The organism is Pseudomonas sp. SWRI99 (assembly GCF_014270125.1).
In the GTDB taxonomy this organism is placed as follows: Bacteria; Pseudomonadota; Gammaproteobacteria; order Pseudomonadales; family Pseudomonadaceae; genus Aquipseudomonas; species Aquipseudomonas hamedanensis.
The window spans coordinates 221,956-237,870 of record NZ_JABWQR010000005.1; the positions used below are offsets into that span (position 1 = coordinate 221,956).

The 15,915-nt window shown below is 61.0% G+C and carries 13 protein-coding genes; 12 read left to right on the forward strand and 1 reads right to left on the reverse strand.

The features are described from left to right. Positions 1–66: 66 nt before the first annotated feature. The 5 genes from norR (at position 67) to HU743_RS06400 (ending at position 4,650) form a co-directional block, all read left to right on the forward strand. Positions 67–1,620 (forward strand): nitric oxide reductase transcriptional regulator NorR, encoded by a 1,554-nt coding sequence (gene norR / locus HU743_RS06380; protein WP_186647651.1) that lies wholly within the window; start codon positions 67–69, stop codon positions 1,618–1,620. A gap of 331 nt (positions 1,621–1,951) precedes the next feature. Next, complete coding sequence (locus tag HU743_RS06385; RefSeq protein ID WP_133338371.1) at positions 1,952–2,854, forward strand: chemotaxis protein; 903 nt, start codon at positions 1,952–1,954, stop codon at positions 2,852–2,854. Between the two features lie 27 nt (positions 2,855–2,881). Further along, positions 2,882–3,340 carry a GNAT family N-acetyltransferase gene (locus HU743_RS06390; RefSeq protein ID WP_186647676.1) on the forward strand — a complete coding sequence of 153 codons (459 nt, stop codon included), beginning with the start codon at positions 2,882–2,884 and terminating at the stop codon, positions 3,338–3,340. Positions 3,341–3,490: 150 nt separating this feature from the next. Next, a complete protein-coding gene (locus HU743_RS06395; protein ID WP_186647653.1) occupies positions 3,491–3,817 on the forward strand; it encodes a hypothetical protein in 327 nt (108 codons plus the stop codon). An 83-nt stretch (positions 3,818–3,900) separates the two neighbouring features. Then, positions 3,901–4,650: a YkgJ family cysteine cluster protein gene (locus HU743_RS06400; protein WP_186647654.1), complete on the forward strand. Its 750-nt coding sequence runs from the start codon at positions 3,901–3,903 to the stop codon at positions 4,648–4,650. A 135-nt stretch (positions 4,651–4,785) separates the two neighbouring features. Here HU743_RS06400 and HU743_RS06405 read toward each other — a convergent pair whose 3' ends face one another. Further along, positions 4,786–5,025, reverse strand: a complete 240-nt coding sequence (locus HU743_RS06405; RefSeq protein ID WP_186549037.1) for a hypothetical protein — start codon at positions 5,023–5,025, stop codon at positions 4,786–4,788. A 735-nt stretch (positions 5,026–5,760) separates the two neighbouring features. Here HU743_RS06405 and HU743_RS06410 point away from each other — a divergent pair. From HU743_RS06410 to HU743_RS06440, 7 genes are all read left to right on the forward strand, one after another. Beyond that, positions 5,761–6,921, forward strand: coding sequence for an efflux RND transporter periplasmic adaptor subunit (locus tag HU743_RS06410; RefSeq protein ID WP_186647655.1), 1,161 nt, complete (start codon positions 5,761–5,763; stop codon positions 6,919–6,921). Beyond that, complete coding sequence (locus HU743_RS06415) at positions 6,918–10,019, forward strand: multidrug efflux RND transporter permease subunit (RefSeq protein WP_186647656.1); 3,102 nt, start codon at positions 6,918–6,920, stop codon at positions 10,017–10,019. Before HU743_RS06410 ends, HU743_RS06415 begins: the two co-directional genes overlap by 4 nt. A gap of 7 nt (positions 10,020–10,026) precedes the next feature. Continuing rightward, positions 10,027–10,704, forward strand: a complete 678-nt coding sequence (locus HU743_RS06420) for a heavy metal response regulator transcription factor (protein ID WP_186549026.1) — start codon at positions 10,027–10,029, stop codon at positions 10,702–10,704. Beyond that, positions 10,694–12,058, forward strand: a complete 1,365-nt coding sequence (locus HU743_RS06425) for a heavy metal sensor histidine kinase (RefSeq protein ID WP_186647657.1) — start codon at positions 10,694–10,696, stop codon at positions 12,056–12,058. The genes HU743_RS06420 and HU743_RS06425 overlap by 11 nt, the downstream gene beginning before the upstream one ends. 334 nt (positions 12,059–12,392) lie before the next feature. After that, on the forward strand, positions 12,393–12,614 hold the full coding sequence (locus HU743_RS06430) for a hypothetical protein (protein WP_186647658.1): 222 nt from the start codon (positions 12,393–12,395) through the stop codon (positions 12,612–12,614). A 197-nt stretch (positions 12,615–12,811) separates the two neighbouring features. Next, positions 12,812–14,128: an OprD family outer membrane porin gene (locus HU743_RS06435; RefSeq protein WP_186647659.1), complete on the forward strand. Its 1,317-nt coding sequence runs from the start codon at positions 12,812–12,814 to the stop codon at positions 14,126–14,128. Positions 14,129–14,329: 201 nt separating this feature from the next. Beyond that, entirely contained in the window at positions 14,330–15,838 is a 1,509-nt protein-coding gene (locus HU743_RS06440; protein ID WP_186647661.1) for a sensor domain-containing diguanylate cyclase, read from the forward strand. The last annotated feature ends 77 nt before the right edge of the window (positions 15,839–15,915 follow it).

Sequence of the window (15,915 nt, forward strand, 5' to 3'; positions counted from 1 at the left end):
AGTCATATCGACTCGATACGCCGTATAGTCATCTCGACTACATCGTGTCTTTTTGACTAGCAGCCTATGATCGCCAAATCGTTACTCACCACCCTGCTGCCCCTGGTCGCCGACCTGTCCCGCGAACTGCCCGAGGGCGAGCGCTACCGCCGTCTGCTGGAAGCCATGCGCGCGCTGTTGCCCTGCGATGCGGCGGCGTTATTGCGTCTGGATGGCGAATCCCTGGTGCCGCTGGCGGTCGACGGCTTAAGCACCGACACCCTGGGCCGGCGCTTCAAGGTCAGCGAGCACCCGCGTTTCGAGATTCTTCTGGCCGGCGCCGGGCCGACGCGTTTCGCCGCCGACAGCGACTTGCCCGACCCTTATGACGGCCTGGTCGAGGGGCTCGACGAGCACCTTGAAGTGCACGACTGCCTCGGCTGTCCTTTATTTGTCGATGAAAAGCTGTGGGGCCTGATCACTCTCGATGCGCTGGACCCGGAGCGTTTCGAACCGATCGAACTCGATGCTTTGCAAGCCTTCGCCAGCCTCGCCGCGGCCACGGTCAACGCCGCCGAGCGCATCGAGCGTCTGGCGATTCGCGCCGAAGACGAGCATCAACGCGCCGAGGTTTATCGCCAGGCCAGCGGCCAGCAGCACCGCGAGATGATCGGCCAAAGCAAGGCGCACAAACACCTGATCGAAGAAATCAATTTGGTCGGTGGCAGCGACTTGACCGTGTTGATCACCGGTGAAACGGGCGTCGGCAAAGAACTCGTCGCCCAAGCCATCCATGCCGCCTCGCCGCGCGCCAACCAGCCGATCATCAGCCTCAACTGCGCCGCCCTGCCCGACACGCTGGTAGAAAGCGAATTGTTCGGCCATGTGCGCGGCGCCTTCACCGGTGCCACCAGCGACCGCCGCGGCAAGTTCGAACTGGCCAATGGCGGCACCTTGTTTCTCGATGAAGTCGGCGAATTGTCGCTGACCGTGCAGGCCAAATTGCTCCGTGTGCTGCAAAGCGGCCAGTTGCAGCGACTGGGCTCGGACAAGGAACATCAGGTCGATGTGCGCCTGATTGCGGCAACCAACCGCGATCTGGCCGAAGAGGTGCGCAGCGGGCGTTACCGTGCCGACTTCTATCACCGTTTGAGCGTGTACCCGCTGCGAGTGCCGGCGCTGCGCGATCGCGGGCGCGATGTCTTGTTGCTCAGCGGTTTTTTCCTTGAACAGAACCGCTCGCGCATGGGCCTCAACAGCCTGCGCCTGACCGCCGACGCCCAGGAGGCGCTGCTCGCCTACGCATGGCCGGGCAATGTACGCGAACTGGAACACCTGATCGGGCGCAGTGCATTGAAGGCGCTGGGCAATTGCAAAGTGCGACCGAAGATTCTCAGCTTGAGCGCGACAGATCTGGATTTGCCGCGTGAGGTTGTGGATAACTCACCCGCGCCAGCAGTTGACTTGTATGCGGAGCCGCTGCCAATCGGCGATTTGCGCAGTGCCACTGAGCAATATCAGCGCCAATTGATCAATGCAGCCCTTGAGCGTAATCAGAATAATTGGGCCAGTGCGGCGCGAGAGTTGGGGCTCGACAGAGCCAACCTAGGCCGGATGGCTAAACGTCTGGGCATGAAATAACCGCAGAACCTGTGGCGAGGAAGCTTGCTCCTGTGGCGAGGGAGCTTGCTCCCGCTCGGCTGCGCAGCAGTCGTAAATCCAACTGTCTCGGTCAACCTGACACACCGAGACGGATAGATTCGGGAGTGCTACGCACTCCAGCGGGAGCAAGCTCCCTCGCCACAAGGTTATGCTCACAGGCCAGACTGCCGGTGCTGCCACAGGCTGCGATGTTTTGATCGACAGTTGCCCAATGGCCCTAAAGCCTGCCCCCGACAAGTCGATAACCCGGCATCAATGGTTTCTGGCGATTTCCATCCTCGCCCATCACCTTTTTCCACAGAAGGTTCTTATGTCCTCCACCAAAGCCCGCGCAGATTCACTTTCGCTTCTGCTGTTTACCTTGCGCAGCGGCAAGCTGATGGCGATCAACCTGCTGAAAGTCAGTGAAATCATCCCCTGCCCGCCGCTGACCAAGCTGCCGGAGTCGCACCCGCATGTTAAAGGCATCGCCTCCCTGCGCGGTGCATCGTTGTCGGTGATCGACCTGAGCCGCGCCATCGGCGAGCGCCCGCTGGAAGACCCGAACGGCGGCTGCCTGATCGTTACCGACGTCAGCCGTTCCAAGCAGGGCCTGCATGTGCAGGCGGTGAGCAAGATCGTCCATTGCCTGACCACCGACATCAAGCCGCCGCCCTTCGGCTCCGGCGGCTCGCGCGCTTACATCACTGGCGTGACCTCGGTAGACGGCACACTGGTGCAAGTGCTGGATATCGAAAAAGTCATCCACAGCATCGCCCCGGCGCAGATCGAAATGGCCCCGACCGACCTGTCCATGGAAGATGCCGAAGTCCTCGGCAATGCGCGGATTCTGGTGGTCGATGACAGCCAGGTGGCGCTGCAGCAATCGGTGCACACCCTGCGCAACCTCGGCCTGCAATGCCACACCGCGCGCAGCGCCAAGGAAGCCATCGACTGCCTGCTCGACCTGCAAGGCACCGCGCAGCAGATCAACCTGATTGTCTCTGACATCGAAATGTCCGAGATGGACGGCTACGCCTTCACCCGCACCCTGCGTGAAACCCCGGATTTCGCCCATTTGTACGTGCTGCTGCACACCTCGCTCGACAGCGCGATGAACAGCGAAAAAGCCCGGCTGGCCGGGGCCAACGCCGTGCTGACCAAGTTCTCCTCGCCGGAATTGACCCAACGATTGATCGAAGCGGCCAAGCACGTTGCGGCGAACGGTCACTGAGTCTTGGCCGAGACGTTTTGCTTTCTGATGCGCCGCGACCTGGATGCAGGCGTGCCGGATGCGCAATGGCCGTCAGGTATCGAATTGTCCGTTTACTGCGCTGAACTGGCGCCAGCGGTGCATCACTTGATGCAACTCGGGCAGCGTGACGGTGGCGGTCGCGTGCCGCCGCTGAACGATTGGCAGCAGCGGTTTCTCAGCGACCCTGAATACGATCCGGCGTTGTGTTTCGTTGCATGCGATGCCGGGGGCGTCGTTGGTGTAGCGCAGTGCTGGACCAGTTCGTATATCAAGAATCTGGTGGTGCATCCGCGCTGGCAGGGCCGCGGGCTTGGACGGGGGTTGCTGCTGCATGCCTTCAAGGTGTTCGAACAACGGCGCGAAGGGTTTGTTGATTTGAGAGTGCTGGAGGACAACCTGCGGGCGCAGCGGTTGTATGAAAGTGTCGGGATGTACGTGATTCGACGGGAGATGGTCGCAGAATGATCCCGCGTCATCGCGAGCAGGCTCACTCCTACATTTGAAATGCGTTCCAACTGTAGGAGTGAGCCTGCTCGCGATGACGCCGGTACAGGCAACTTCCAACCCTCAGGCATACTCCAACCCTGGCCACTCACGACCAAGGATGCCCTTACCATGAAAGCCATCACCCTGGCCCTGCTCGCCCTCACCGCCCTCGCCCCCCAGGCCCATGCCTCCAGCCCAGACGCCTGGGCCGCGTACGACAAAACCGTGCTCGCCAGCTGCACCAAGGCCAGCAACCTGAAAAACGTCAAACCGGTCGGCACACCCGCACAATTCGACGACCGCGTTGGCTACACCGCCGTGCTGTTGCAAGGCCAGTACCCGCAGAAACACATGAAAGGCCAGCAAGGCAGCGAACTGTGCCTGTACAACAAACAGTCAAAAACCGCCTTCGTTACCGAATGGGACTCGATCCGCCCAACCGCGAAAACCCGTTGAGTGGCGCATAACTTGCTTCGATCCGCGTCTGTGCGGTGGTTTTCCGCCACCGTTTCATACCTTGATTGAAGACAGATCGCTCAATGAATACGACGTTTTCCTGCGTAGGCTGCGGCAAGTGCTGCACCGACCACCATGTCCCGCTGACCTTGACCGAAGCCCGTATGTGGGCTGCGGATGGCGGTCAGGTGATCGTCCTGGTCGAGGCGTTTCTCGGCAATGGCCTGGGCTTGCCGGCGCAGCAACGCGAACATGCCGAACGCCGTTCGGTGGTGGTGCGCAGCGGGGTCACGGATGCGCATGTGGCAATCACCTTCGCAGCCTACAACGTCGGCCCCTGCCGGAATCTTGACGACGACAAACGCTGCCGGATCTATGCACGGCGCCCCTTGGTGTGCCGGATTTACCCGGCGGAAATCAATCCGCACATCCCGCTCAACCCCGCAGCCAAGGATTGCCCGCCCGAGTCCTGGGAACAGGGGCCGGCGTTGATCGTTGGCGGCGAGCTGGTCGATCAGGAACTGCTGACGCTGATCCAGCGCTCACGGCAGGCGGACCGGGATGACATTCAGCTCAAGGATGCGATCTGTGCAAGGCTGGGGATTCGTACCACGGCGCTCAAGGGTGACGGGTTTACCGCGTACTTGCCGAACATGGATGCGTTTGCAGCGGTGATTGATCAAGTGACCGCGCAGCCGCTGATGCCTGAACAGAGCGACTGGCTGTTTCATTTATCCGGCGATGATGTAGCGGGGCAAGTGCTGGCCGCGGGTGGGCAGGTGGTGACTGAGCCGGCGCAGACGTATGCGTTTATTTCGTTGCGGGCGGCTTGATCTGACATTCGTGGTGTAGCGGCTGCCGCCTTCGCGAGCAAGCCCGCTCCCACATTAGATCTGTGCCGAACACTAGACCTGTGGGAGCGAGCCTGCTCGCGAAGGGGCCAGCAAAGACACGGTCACTTGCGAATATCAGCGCTTACCCATCGACCGACGCGTCCCCGGCGGTGCCATCCCCGGGGTCTTGGTGTGACCGTTCTTCGCACCATTCTTGTACCACGGCTGATTCGAGCCTTTCGCCGACGCCAGCTCGCCCGGCTTGAAGGGGAACTTGAACGCGGGGATATCGGCTTTGGTTTCGCTGGCGTCAGCCACTTCAGCCGGGACGTCGCTCACAGCGTCGTCAACCGACGGTTGGGTCGGGGAAGTCATAAAAGCTCCGGGAACAAAAAGTCGGCCCGATCAGTGAGCCGCAAAGGCGCGCAGTATACCTGTGCGCCATGGCTCGGCGCCTGGAGATTTGCAGCGCACGCCGAACGGCTTGCAGACCAGCAAATCCTTTTCTGGGAACGATCGGTCCCTTTTGGGGACCGTTTAACAAAACTGACCGGTAGAGATGTGTTGCCCAATCACTCGCCTTCGCGAGCAGGCTCGCTCCCACAGAAAAGCAGAAGCAAGATCAAAAGATCGCAGCCTTCGACAGCTCCTGCATGGAGCCCGCGGCGCAGCCGCCCCTCTCAAAACAATGAGCGCAAGCTCGAGTACCGCTCTTGATCTTGATCTTGATCCACAGGCGACATCGGAAGGCTGAGTGGAGGGTTGATCCGGGGGCGGGAGCGCAGCGACCGTTTGGCGCAGCCAAACACAGCGAGAGGAGGTGCAGCGAAGCAAACCGGAGGCGCTGCCCCCCGTATCGATCCCGCAGCGAAGGAACCCCGAGCCCCAGCGAGCGGGCCGAACGTAGGAGCAAGCGTTTTTTGCTTACTTTTTTTGGCGCTTGTAAAAAAGTGAGTCGCCGGAAGGGCGAAACCCTAAGCCGCCGTTACCGCAGCAACGGATATATACACACCGAAACTGACAGCGCTGACAGCCAGCCGTCACCCTCCCGACCCCCAAACCCGTTTATAACTAGCCAATCTGCCCAAACTCCAGACTTCGGCGCCGCGCATGTCCATTCAGAAAAACAAAATCCTGCTCGCCACTTTCCTGATCCTGCTGGCCGCCGCCGGCCTGTGGTACGCGCTCAAACCCGCCCCGGCCAAACTGGCCAGTCCGACCGCCATCCCGGTGCGGGTAGTGACGGTCAGCGCCAAAGACGTCGCCCGCTACACCAGCGGCATCGGCTCGGTGCTTTCGCTGCATAGCGTTGTGGTGCGTCCACAGATCGACGGCATTCTCACCAAAATCCTCGTCAAAGAAGGCCAACTCGTCAAAGCAGGCGACCTGCTCGCCACCATCGACGACCGCTCGATCCGCGCCAGCCTCGATCAGGCCCGCGCGCAACTGGGCGAAAGCCAGGCGCAACTGCAAGTTGCCCTGCTCAACCTCAAGCGTTACAAGCTGCTCAGCGTCGACGACGGCGTTTCGAAGCAGACCTACGACCAGCAACAAGCGCTGGTCAATCAACTCAAGGCCACGGCTCAAGGTAATCAGGCCGCCATCGACGCCGCTCAAGTGCAACTGTCCTACACGCAGATTCGCTCCCCGGTCACCGGGCGCGTCGGCATTCGTACCGTTGATGAGGGCAATTTCCTGCGCATGACCGACACCCTGGGCCTGTTTACCGTGACCCAGATTGACCCGATTGCCGTCGAGTTTTCCCTGCCGCAGCAAATGCTGCCGACCCTGCAAGGCTTGCTCAACGACCCACAGAAAGCGCCGGTCAAGGCTTACATCGGCGCTGACACGGACGGCGAAACCGCCAACTTGCTCGGCGAGGGTCATCTGACCCTGATCGACAACCAGATCAACGCCAACACCGGCACCCTTCGCGCCAAGGCCGAATTCGCCAACGCCAGCCAAAAGCTCTGGCCCGGTTTGCTGGTGACGGTAAAGATTCAGACGGCTGTGGATAAAGATGCGCTGGTCGTTCCGCCCACCGTCGTACAACGCGGCCTCGACCAACACTTCGTTTACCGCGTGAACGGCGACAAGGTTGAAGCCGTACCGGTGCAGATGGTTTATCAGGGCAGCGGCCAGGACATCATCAAGGGCGTCAACGCCGGTGACGTGCTGGTCACTGACGGCCAGTCGCGGCTCAAACCGGGTTCGACTGTGCAAGTCATGACCGAGCCGCCGCAAGTGGTGCAGGCGGAGCCGAAGCCATGACCTCGCACAAGGGCATTTCGACATGGTGCATCGATCACCCGGTGGCGACGATCCTGCTGACGATTGCCTTGGTGCTGGTCGGGGCGATTGCCTTCCCGCGCCTGCCGATTGCCCCGCTGCCGGAAGCGGAATTTCCGACGATTCAGGTCTCGGCGCAGTTGCCCGGTGCCAGCCCCGACACCATGGCCTCGTCGGTGGCCACGCCACTGGAGGTGCAATTCAGCGCCATCCCCGGCATGACGCAGATGACCTCGAGCAGTGCTTTGGGCTCAACCCTGCTGACCCTGCAGTTCACCCTCGACAAAAGCATCGACACCGCCGCCCAAGAAGTGCAGGCAGCGATCAATACCGCCGCCGGCAAATTGCCCAAGGACATGCCGACGTTGCCGACCTGGAAGAAGGTCAACCCGGCCGACAGTCCGGTGCTGATCCTCAGCGTCAGCTCGACACAGATGCCCGGCACCGAACTCAGTGACCTGGTGGAAACCCTGCTCGCCCGTCAGATCAGTCAGATCGACGGCGTAGGCCAAATCAACATCACCGGTCAGCAACGTCCGGCGATTCGGGTGCAGGCGTCGGCGGACAAACTCGCCGCGATTGGACTGACCCTCGCCGACATCAGACTGGCGATCCAGCGAACCAGCCTCAACCTGGCGAAAGGTGCGCTGTACGGCGAATCGAGCATTTCCACGCTGTCGACCAACGACCAGTTGTTCCACCCCGAGGACTACAGCCAACTCATCGTTTCCTACAAGGATGGCGCCCCGGTTCACCTGCGCGATGTCGCTAAAGTCGTCAATGGCGCAGAAGACGCCTACGTACAGGCCTGGGCTGGTGGTCGGCCGGGGGTGAACCTGGTGATCTCGCGCCAGCCCGGCGCCAACATCGTCGAGACCGTCGACCGCATTCAAGCGGCCCTGCCCGCTCTCGAAGCGATGCTGCCGGCCTCGGTGGAAGTGAAAACCCTGATCGATCGCACGCAAACCATCCGCGCTTCGCTGCATGAGGTGGAAATCACTTTGCTGATCGCGATCCTGCTGGTGGTCGCGGTGATGGCGCTGTTCCTGCGCCAGTTGTCGGCAACGCTGATTGTCTCGGCGGTACTCGGCGTCTCGCTGATCGCCAGTTTTGCGTTGATGTACGTGCTCGGCTTCAGCCTGAACAATTTGACGCTGGTGGCGATTGTCGTCGCAGTCGGCTTCGTGGTGGATGACGCGATTGTCGTGGTGGAAAACATCCACCGCCATCTGGAGGCCGGCGACGGCATGCGCGAGGCGGCGATCAAAGGGGCCGGCGAGATCGGTTTTACCGTGGTGTCGATCAGTTTCTCGCTGGTGGCGGCGTTTATTCCGCTGCTGTTCATGGGCGGTGTGGTCGGCCGACTGTTCAAGGAGTTCGCCCTGACCGCGACCTCGACCATCATGATTTCCGTGGTGGTGTCGCTGACGCTGGCGCCCACTCTTGCCGCACTGTTCATGCGCAAACCAGTGCATCACGCCCACGCCAAACCCGGCTTCAGCGAACGCTTGCTCGGCTGGTACGAAAAAGGTCTGCGCCGTGCGCTCGCCCATCAGAAGCTGATGATCGGTGTGTTCGGTTTATCGCTGGCGCTGGCTGTCGGCGGCTACATCTTTATCCCCAAGGGTTTCTTTCCGGTGCAGGACACCGGTTTTGTCCTTGGCACCACCGAAGCCGCTGCGGATATTTCCTACGGCGACATGGTGAAAAAACACTTGGCGATGGCCGAAATCGTCGCAGCCGATCCAGCAGTGCAGGCGTTTTCCCACTCGGTCGGTGTCTCCGGCAGTAACCAGACCATCGCCAACGGCCGCTTCTGGATTGCTCTGAAAAAACGCGGCGACCGCGATGTTTCCGCCAGCCAGTTCATCGACCGCATCCGCCCGCAACTGATGAAAGTCCCCGGCATCGTTCTGTACCTGCGCGCCGGCCAGGACATCAACCTCAGCTCCGGCCCGAGCCGCGCGCAGTACCAATACGTACTCAAGAGTAACGACGGCGCAACGCTGGCGACCTGGACCCAGCGCCTGACCGAAAAACTGCGCAGCAACCCGGCGTTTCGCGACATTTCCAATGACTTGCAACTGGGCGGCAGCATCACCCACATCAACATAGATCGCAGCGCCGCGGCGCGTTTCGGCCTGACCGCCAGCGATGTCGACGAGGCGCTGTACGATGCGTTCGGTCAACGGCAGATCAACGAATTCCAGACTCAGGTCAACCAGTACAACGTGATTCTGGAGCTGGATACCAAACAACGCGGCAAGGCCGAAAGCCTCAACTATTTCTACCTGCGCTCACCGCTCAGCGGGGAAATGGTGCCGCTGTCGGCGCTGGCAAGGTTCGACGCACCGACCATCGGCCCGCTGTCGATTGCCCACGACGGCATGTTCCCCGCCGCCAACCTGTCGTTCAACCTCGCCCCCGGCGTGGCGTTGGGCGATGCAGTGATTCTGCTCAATCAGGCCAAGGCCGAGATCGGCATGCCCACCGCAATCAGCGGCAACTTTCAGGGCGCAGCGCAGGCATTCCAGAGTTCGCTGGCCAGCCAGCCGTGGCTGATTCTCGCGGCGCTGGTGGCGGTGTACATCATTCTCGGCGTGCTTTATGAAAGCTTCGTCCACCCGCTGACGATCATCTCGACCTTGCCGGCGGCAGGCCTGGGCGCGGTGATCATGCTGTGGCTCTGCGGCCAGGATTTTTCGATCATGGCGCTGATCGGGCTGGTGCTGCTGATCGGCATCGTCAAGAAGAACGGCATCCTGATGATCGACTTTGCGTTGGAGGCGCAGCGCCAGCGTGGGCTGTCACCGCAGGAGGCGATTTTCGAGGCCTGCATCACGCGGTTCCGGCCGATCATCATGACCACCCTCGCCGCCCTGCTCGGCGCGTTGCCGCTGATGCTCGGCTACGGCACCGGCGCCGAACTGCGCCAGCCACTGGGTATTGCCGTGGTCGGCGGCTTGCTGGTCAGCCAGATGCTGACGCTGTTCACCACGCCGGTCATATACTTATGGCTCGAGCGGCTGTTTCACCGGCCAAAACCTTTGCCTGCACAGGCATTGGCGACCACAGACTGAGGCGGTCATGCGCGTTCTGATTATCGAAGACGAAGAAAAAACCGCGGATTATCTGCACCGTGGCCTGACTGAACAGGGCTACACCGTGGACCGCGCCCGCGATGGCGTTGAAGGTCTGCATCTGGCGCTGGAATGCGATTACGCGGTGATCGTCCTCGACGTCATGCTGCCAGGCCTCGATGGCTTCGGCGTGCTGCGGGCATTGCGCGCACGCAAGCAGACCCCGGTGATCATGCTCACTGCCCGCGAGCGCGTCGAAGACCGCATCAAAGGCCTGCGCGACGGCGCCGACGATTACCTCGGTAAACCGTTTTCCTTCCTCGAACTGGTCGCCCGCCTGCAAGCGCTGACCCGGCGCAGCGGTGGCCACGAACCGGTGCAAGTGACCATCGCCGATCTCTGGATCGATCTGATCAGCCGCAAGGCCACCCGCGCCGGCACGCGCCTGGACCTGACCGCCAAGGAATTCTCCCTGCTCAGCGTACTCGCTCGCCGCCAGGGCGAAATCCTCTCGAAAACCGCTATCGCCGAAATGGTCTGGGACATCAATTTCGACAGCGACGCCAACGTCGTCGAAGTCGCGATCAAACGCCTGCGCGCCAAGCTTGACGGGCCGTTCGATGAAAAACTGCTGCACACCATTCGCGGCATGGGTTATGTGCTGGAGAGCCGTGGTGTCCAGTAACTCGATTGCCTTGCGTTTAAGCGGGATGTTCACGTTGGTGGCGCTGCTGGTGTTTGTGTTGATTGGCGGTGCGCTTTATCAACAGGTCGACAAAGGTCTGGGTTTGCTGCCGGAAGCCGAGCTCGACGCGCGCTACAGTGTGCTCGAATCCACCGTCGGCCGTTACGGCACGCCGGAGCATTGGGTGAAGATCAACAACAAACTCAAGCTGCTCGGCGAGGAAGACAAGCGCATCAGTTTCTGGATCAGCAGCGGCGATCCGCGCTACGAATACGGCCATTTCACCGCGCAGATCCGCGCTGCCGCCAACGGTCCGCTGGGTACGCATGACCTGCACCTGCCCGATCAACCTTACCCGCTGAAAGTGCTGGTCAGTCAGTTCCCGGCCAAGGACCAGCGCCCGCCGCTGCGCTTCATGATCGGTATCAACACCGAGACGCTGCATCAGACCCAGCATCAATTGCTCATCGCCCTGATCAGCCTGGCGATTGTCGGTGTGCTGCTGGCCTCGGCGCTGGGTTACTGGGTCGCAAGAATCGGTTTGAAGCCGTTGATCAAATTGTCTCAGGAGGCCCAGCGTCTGGCGCCACCGCTAAGAGCCGGGCGCTTGCGTCTGTCGCCGTTGCCGCCGGAACTCAAGCAGTTTGTCGAGTCGTTCAACTCGACGCTGGAGCGGGTCGAACTGGCCTGGTCGCGGCTGGAATCGTTCAACGCCGATGTCGCCCACGAACTGCGCTCGCCGCTGACCAATCTGATCGGCCAGACCCAGGTGGCGCTGACCCGCGGCCGTTCTGCCGAACATTACTTCGAAGTGCTGCAATCCAATCTTGAAGAGCTGGAGCGGCTGCGCTCGATCGTCAACGACATGCTGTTTCTCGCCAGTGCCGACCAAGGCAACAAAGCGACCAAACTGACCTCGACGTCACTGGCTGAGGAGGTAGCGACGACGCTGGAGTATCTGGATTTCATCCTTGAGGATGCGCAGGTTCAAGTGCAGGTCAGCGGCGATGCGCAGGTACAGATCGAGGTCGCGCATCTGCGCCGGGCGTTGATCAATTTGCTCAGCAACGCGGTGCAGCATACCGAGCCGGGTCAGGTGATCGAAGTGCTGATCGAGGTGCAGGAACGTCAAGTGAGCATCGGTGTCGCCAACCCCGGCGCACCGATTGCCAGTGAGCATTTGCCGCGATTGTTCGAGCGCTTTTATCGGGTCGATGCGTCGCGCAGCAACAGTGGCAACAACCATGGCTTGGGACTCGCGATCGTCAAGGCGATTGCGCTGATGCATGGCGGGGATGTGTTTGTGCGCAGTGACCGCGGCATGAATACCTTTGGCATTCACCTACCCTTCTGACCTCCTCCCACCGATCGTTCCCACGCTCTGCGTGGGAATGCCTCCGCGGACGCTCCGCGTTCGGCTTTGATAGGGACGCAGAGCGTCCCGGGCTGCATTCCCACGCGGAGCGTGGGAACGATCAATGCACCGAGCTGCCTGATTTGGGGCCGCTTCGCAGCCCAGCGGGAGCAAGCTCCCTCGCCACAGGGTTCTTCTGACCGTCCCTGCCGAAGGCTGCGATCTTTGCTTGTGCTGTAACAGTCATTTATGAAAATCACGCTGTTTCGCTAGGCCCGGCAACCTTATCTTTGCCCGCACCAAACAGCACTTGCCAAGCAAGAAGGTTTTCCAGATGTCCAACAGTATGGGTATTGCCAGCGCGTTCGTTTTGTCCTCATTGATCCTCTCGCCAATGGCGATGGCTGAAGAATCGCAAGCGTTCGTGGCGCACAACGTCGCTCGCGCTCAGGCGTACGACCAGCATCAAGCCGAGGTGATGGCCAAGGCGCAAAACGCCACGCAAGCCCCGCAGGCTGCGACTTCCCAAGCGCAAGCCACCGAGACCGACAGCTGAATCGCGCAACACGCCAACGTTTCCCTCGACGCGGTTGTTTGGCTCTTCCCGTTCAACTGTCGTCATTCCAGGCCGCTGCCGTTCAGCGGCCTTTTTTCGTTGTGGTCTGAAAGCCGTCCGGTTCGTCTGTAACAACAAGAAACATCAACACCCTCAAGCCATTGAGGTGTCAGCTGACCCAAGGAGCTCCACTGCACGTGCGTTACCCAGTCCGTTTTACTCCGCTGTTCATTGCAATAGCCGCAACGATTGCACCCGTCACCCACGCCGATGAATCCCCCGCGCAAGGTTTCGTCGCCGGTTCAAGCCTCGACCTCAACGCCCGCAACTACTACATGAATCGCAACCGCTTGCAGAAAGCGGACGACAACATCGAGTGGGGCCAGGGCTTTCTCGGCGTGTTTCAATCGGGCTACACCGAAGGCACGGTCGGCTTCGGTCTGGATGCCCACGCCATGCTCGGGCTGAAGCTCGACGGTGGCGGCGGCACGGACGGTTCGAGCATCCTGCCGATCAGCGATGGCAACGGCAAAGCGCCGGGGTCGTTTTCCACCGCGGGCGCGACGTTGAAGATGCGTGCGTTCGACACCGAGTTGAAGGCCGGCGATCTGTTTCTCACCAACCCGGTGATCGCCGGCGGCGACACGCGCATGCTGCCGCAGACTTTTCGTGGCGTCAGCCTGAGCAACCATAGCTTCGATGGCTGGCTGATCGAAGGTGGCCAGGCCAGCTTCACCAAGCCCTACAACCAGAGCGGTCATACGCGTATCGGCACTTCATACGGCACCCTTGCGGACGGCGCCGAGAGCCAGCACTTGAACTGGGCCGGCGTGGCCTGGAGCGGCGTCGAAGGTTTGACCAGCAGCCTGTACGCGTCCGAATTGAAAGACATCTGGCACCAGTACTACTACGACCTCGACTACACCTGGCAACTGAACGACCTGATCAGCCTCAACCCAGGCGCGCACTTCTACCACACGCAGGACACCGGCGATGCGCTGCTCGGCGAGATCGACAACAACACCTACAGCGTGCATTTCACCGTCGACATCGGCCACCACAGCGTCACCGCCGCCTACCAGCGGGTCAATGGCAACACGCCGTTCGACTACATCAGCCAGGGCGACAGCGTTTATCTGGACAACTCCCAGCAATACTCGGATTTCAACGGGCCGAACGAGCGCTCGTGGAAGCTCGAATATGCCTATGACTTCGTCGACGTCGGCGTGCCGGGGCTGACCTCGGCGCTGTCCTATTCGCGCGGTACGCTGGACCTGAGCAAGGCTGATCCAGACAGTCAGGGCTATGCCAACTGGTACAGCGCCGATGGCCGCAACGCCAAACACTGGGAACGCGACGTCGATTTGCAGTACGTCGTGCAAAGCGGCCAGGCAAAGGACCTGACGGTGCGCCTGCAATGGGCGACCAACCGTGGCGGCAACGGTTATGGCGCGATTGATTCAGATACCGATGAATACCGCGTGATCATCGACTACCCGATCAACGTCTTCTAAGATCGGCGCTGCGATTTTCGGATCCTGTGACTTACCCTGTGGGAGCGAGCCTGCTCCGGGCGGCGTTCCGACGAAGGCGGTGTGTCTCTCAATAGAGATGTTGATTGATAGACAGCTTTCGCGAGCAAGCCCGCTCCCACAAGGTTGTCCGGCGTCAGCACCTACTAAGCTTATGAAACCACTCCAACCGAACCCCCCATCATGATCGCCAACCGCACCCCGTCCATCACAGGCCAGACCGGTCGCCCCGAACTGTTGTTGATCGGCGGCAGCCTGCTGACCGTGATTGCGATGGTGTGCATCGTCACCTTCCTGCTGATCCGCGAGCACGCCAGTGCACAGGACGCCGCCACCCGCCGCGCCACCACCATTGCGCAACTGATTGACGCCGATGTGCTGCGTACCGTCGAACTGTACGACCTGACGCTGCAAGGCCTGATCGCCGCCGCCCAGCGTGATGATCTGCAAAACGTCTCGCCACAGATCCGCCATCTGGCGTTGTTCGATCGTTCCACCACCGCACGCTTCAAAGGCGACATCCTGTTGCTCGACAAGCACGGCGAGGTGATCGCCGACTCCTCGCGCATCGAACCGAAACCGGGCAATTTCGCTGACCGGGATTATTTTCTCGCCCATGCGTTCAACCGCGACATGGGCATGTTTATCAGCCGACCGTTCAAGACCCGTTGCGACTGCGACGAGGCTGACCAGTGGCGGATCAGCTTCAGCCGGCGCATTGCTTCGCAGACCGGTGAGTTCCTTGGCGTGGCCGTCGCTTCGTTGAAACTCGATTACTTCGACGACCTGTTCAAAAGCCTCGACATCGGCACCGACAGTACGCTCAACATCATCAACAGCGATGGCGTTCTGCTCGCACAGAAGCCGTACCTGCAGAGCGACTCGGTAGGCAAGAGCTTCGGCAATCGGCCCAACGTTATACGGATTCTCAACGACCGCGATGGCAGCGGCAGTTTCACCAGTACGTCCAGCATGGATGAACAACGCCGGCTCTACACCTACTCACGGGTCGGCAATCTGCCGTTAACGGTGATGGTCGCGCTGTCCAGCGCTGAAGTGTTCGGCACCTGGCGGCGCACGGCCCTGCTGATCAGCGGCGCCACCGGCGTGCTGTGCATGGGCCTGCTGTGGCTGACCTGGATGCTGGCCCGCGAGTTGCGCCGACGCCAGCGCGCCGAGCGCGAACTGGCGCAACTGGCCGCCACCGACGACCTGACCGGCGTAGCCAATCGGCGCATGCTCGATCAGACGTTGCGTCACGAGTGGTTCCGCGCCCAGCGCTCGGGCCAGCCGCTGTCGGTGATGATGATCGATGCCGACCACTTCAAGGCGTTCAATGACCGGCATGGCCATCAGGCTGGCGATCAGGCGTTGAAAACGCTGGCCCGGGTCATCGGCGAAAACGTCCGGCGCCCGGCGGATCTGGTGGCGCGTTACGGCGGCGAGGAGTTTTCGGTGATTCTCGCCGAAACCGACAGTGCCGGCGCGCAACAGATTGCCGAGCAGATTCGTCAGGCCGTGGAGAACTTGCCGTGGGTCGATGGGGCTGAGCGGGCGATGACCGTGAGTATCGGCATCGCGACGTGGACATCGGCGAGTGAAATGACCTTGGAGCAGTTGCTGTTTGCGGCGGACAAGGCGTTGTATCAGGCCAAGGAAGGCGGGCGGAATCGGGTGGTGGTATCGGTTTGAGAAATGCAATGGCCACCGGCCCTATCGCGAGCAGGCTCACTCCTACAATTGGAATGCGTTCCCTGTAGGAGTGAGCC

Excerpts from the sequence above, each read along its gene's own strand:
- norR (WP_186647651.1), top strand. The coding sequence starts at position 67 with ATGATCGCCAAATCGTTACTCACCACCCTGCTGCCCCTGGTCGCCGAC.
- HU743_RS06385 (WP_133338371.1), top strand. The coding sequence starts at position 1,952 with ATGTCCTCCACCAAAGCCCGCGCAGATTCACTTTCGCTTCTGCTGTTT.
- HU743_RS06390 (WP_186647676.1), top strand. The coding sequence starts at position 2,882 with ATGCGCCGCGACCTGGATGCAGGCGTGCCGGATGCGCAATGGCCGTCA.
- HU743_RS06395 (WP_186647653.1), top strand. The coding sequence starts at position 3,491 with ATGAAAGCCATCACCCTGGCCCTGCTCGCCCTCACCGCCCTCGCCCCC.
- HU743_RS06400 (WP_186647654.1), top strand. The coding sequence starts at position 3,901 with ATGAATACGACGTTTTCCTGCGTAGGCTGCGGCAAGTGCTGCACCGAC.
- HU743_RS06405 (WP_186549037.1), bottom strand. The coding sequence starts at position 5,025 with ATGACTTCCCCGACCCAACCGTCGGTTGACGACGCTGTGAGCGACGTC.
- HU743_RS06410 (WP_186647655.1), top strand. The coding sequence starts at position 5,761 with ATGTCCATTCAGAAAAACAAAATCCTGCTCGCCACTTTCCTGATCCTG.
- HU743_RS06415 (WP_186647656.1), top strand. The coding sequence starts at position 6,918 with ATGACCTCGCACAAGGGCATTTCGACATGGTGCATCGATCACCCGGTG.
- HU743_RS06420 (WP_186549026.1), top strand. The coding sequence starts at position 10,027 with ATGCGCGTTCTGATTATCGAAGACGAAGAAAAAACCGCGGATTATCTG.
- HU743_RS06430 (WP_186647658.1), top strand. The coding sequence starts at position 12,393 with ATGTCCAACAGTATGGGTATTGCCAGCGCGTTCGTTTTGTCCTCATTG.
- HU743_RS06440 (WP_186647661.1), top strand. The coding sequence starts at position 14,330 with ATGATCGCCAACCGCACCCCGTCCATCACAGGCCAGACCGGTCGCCCC.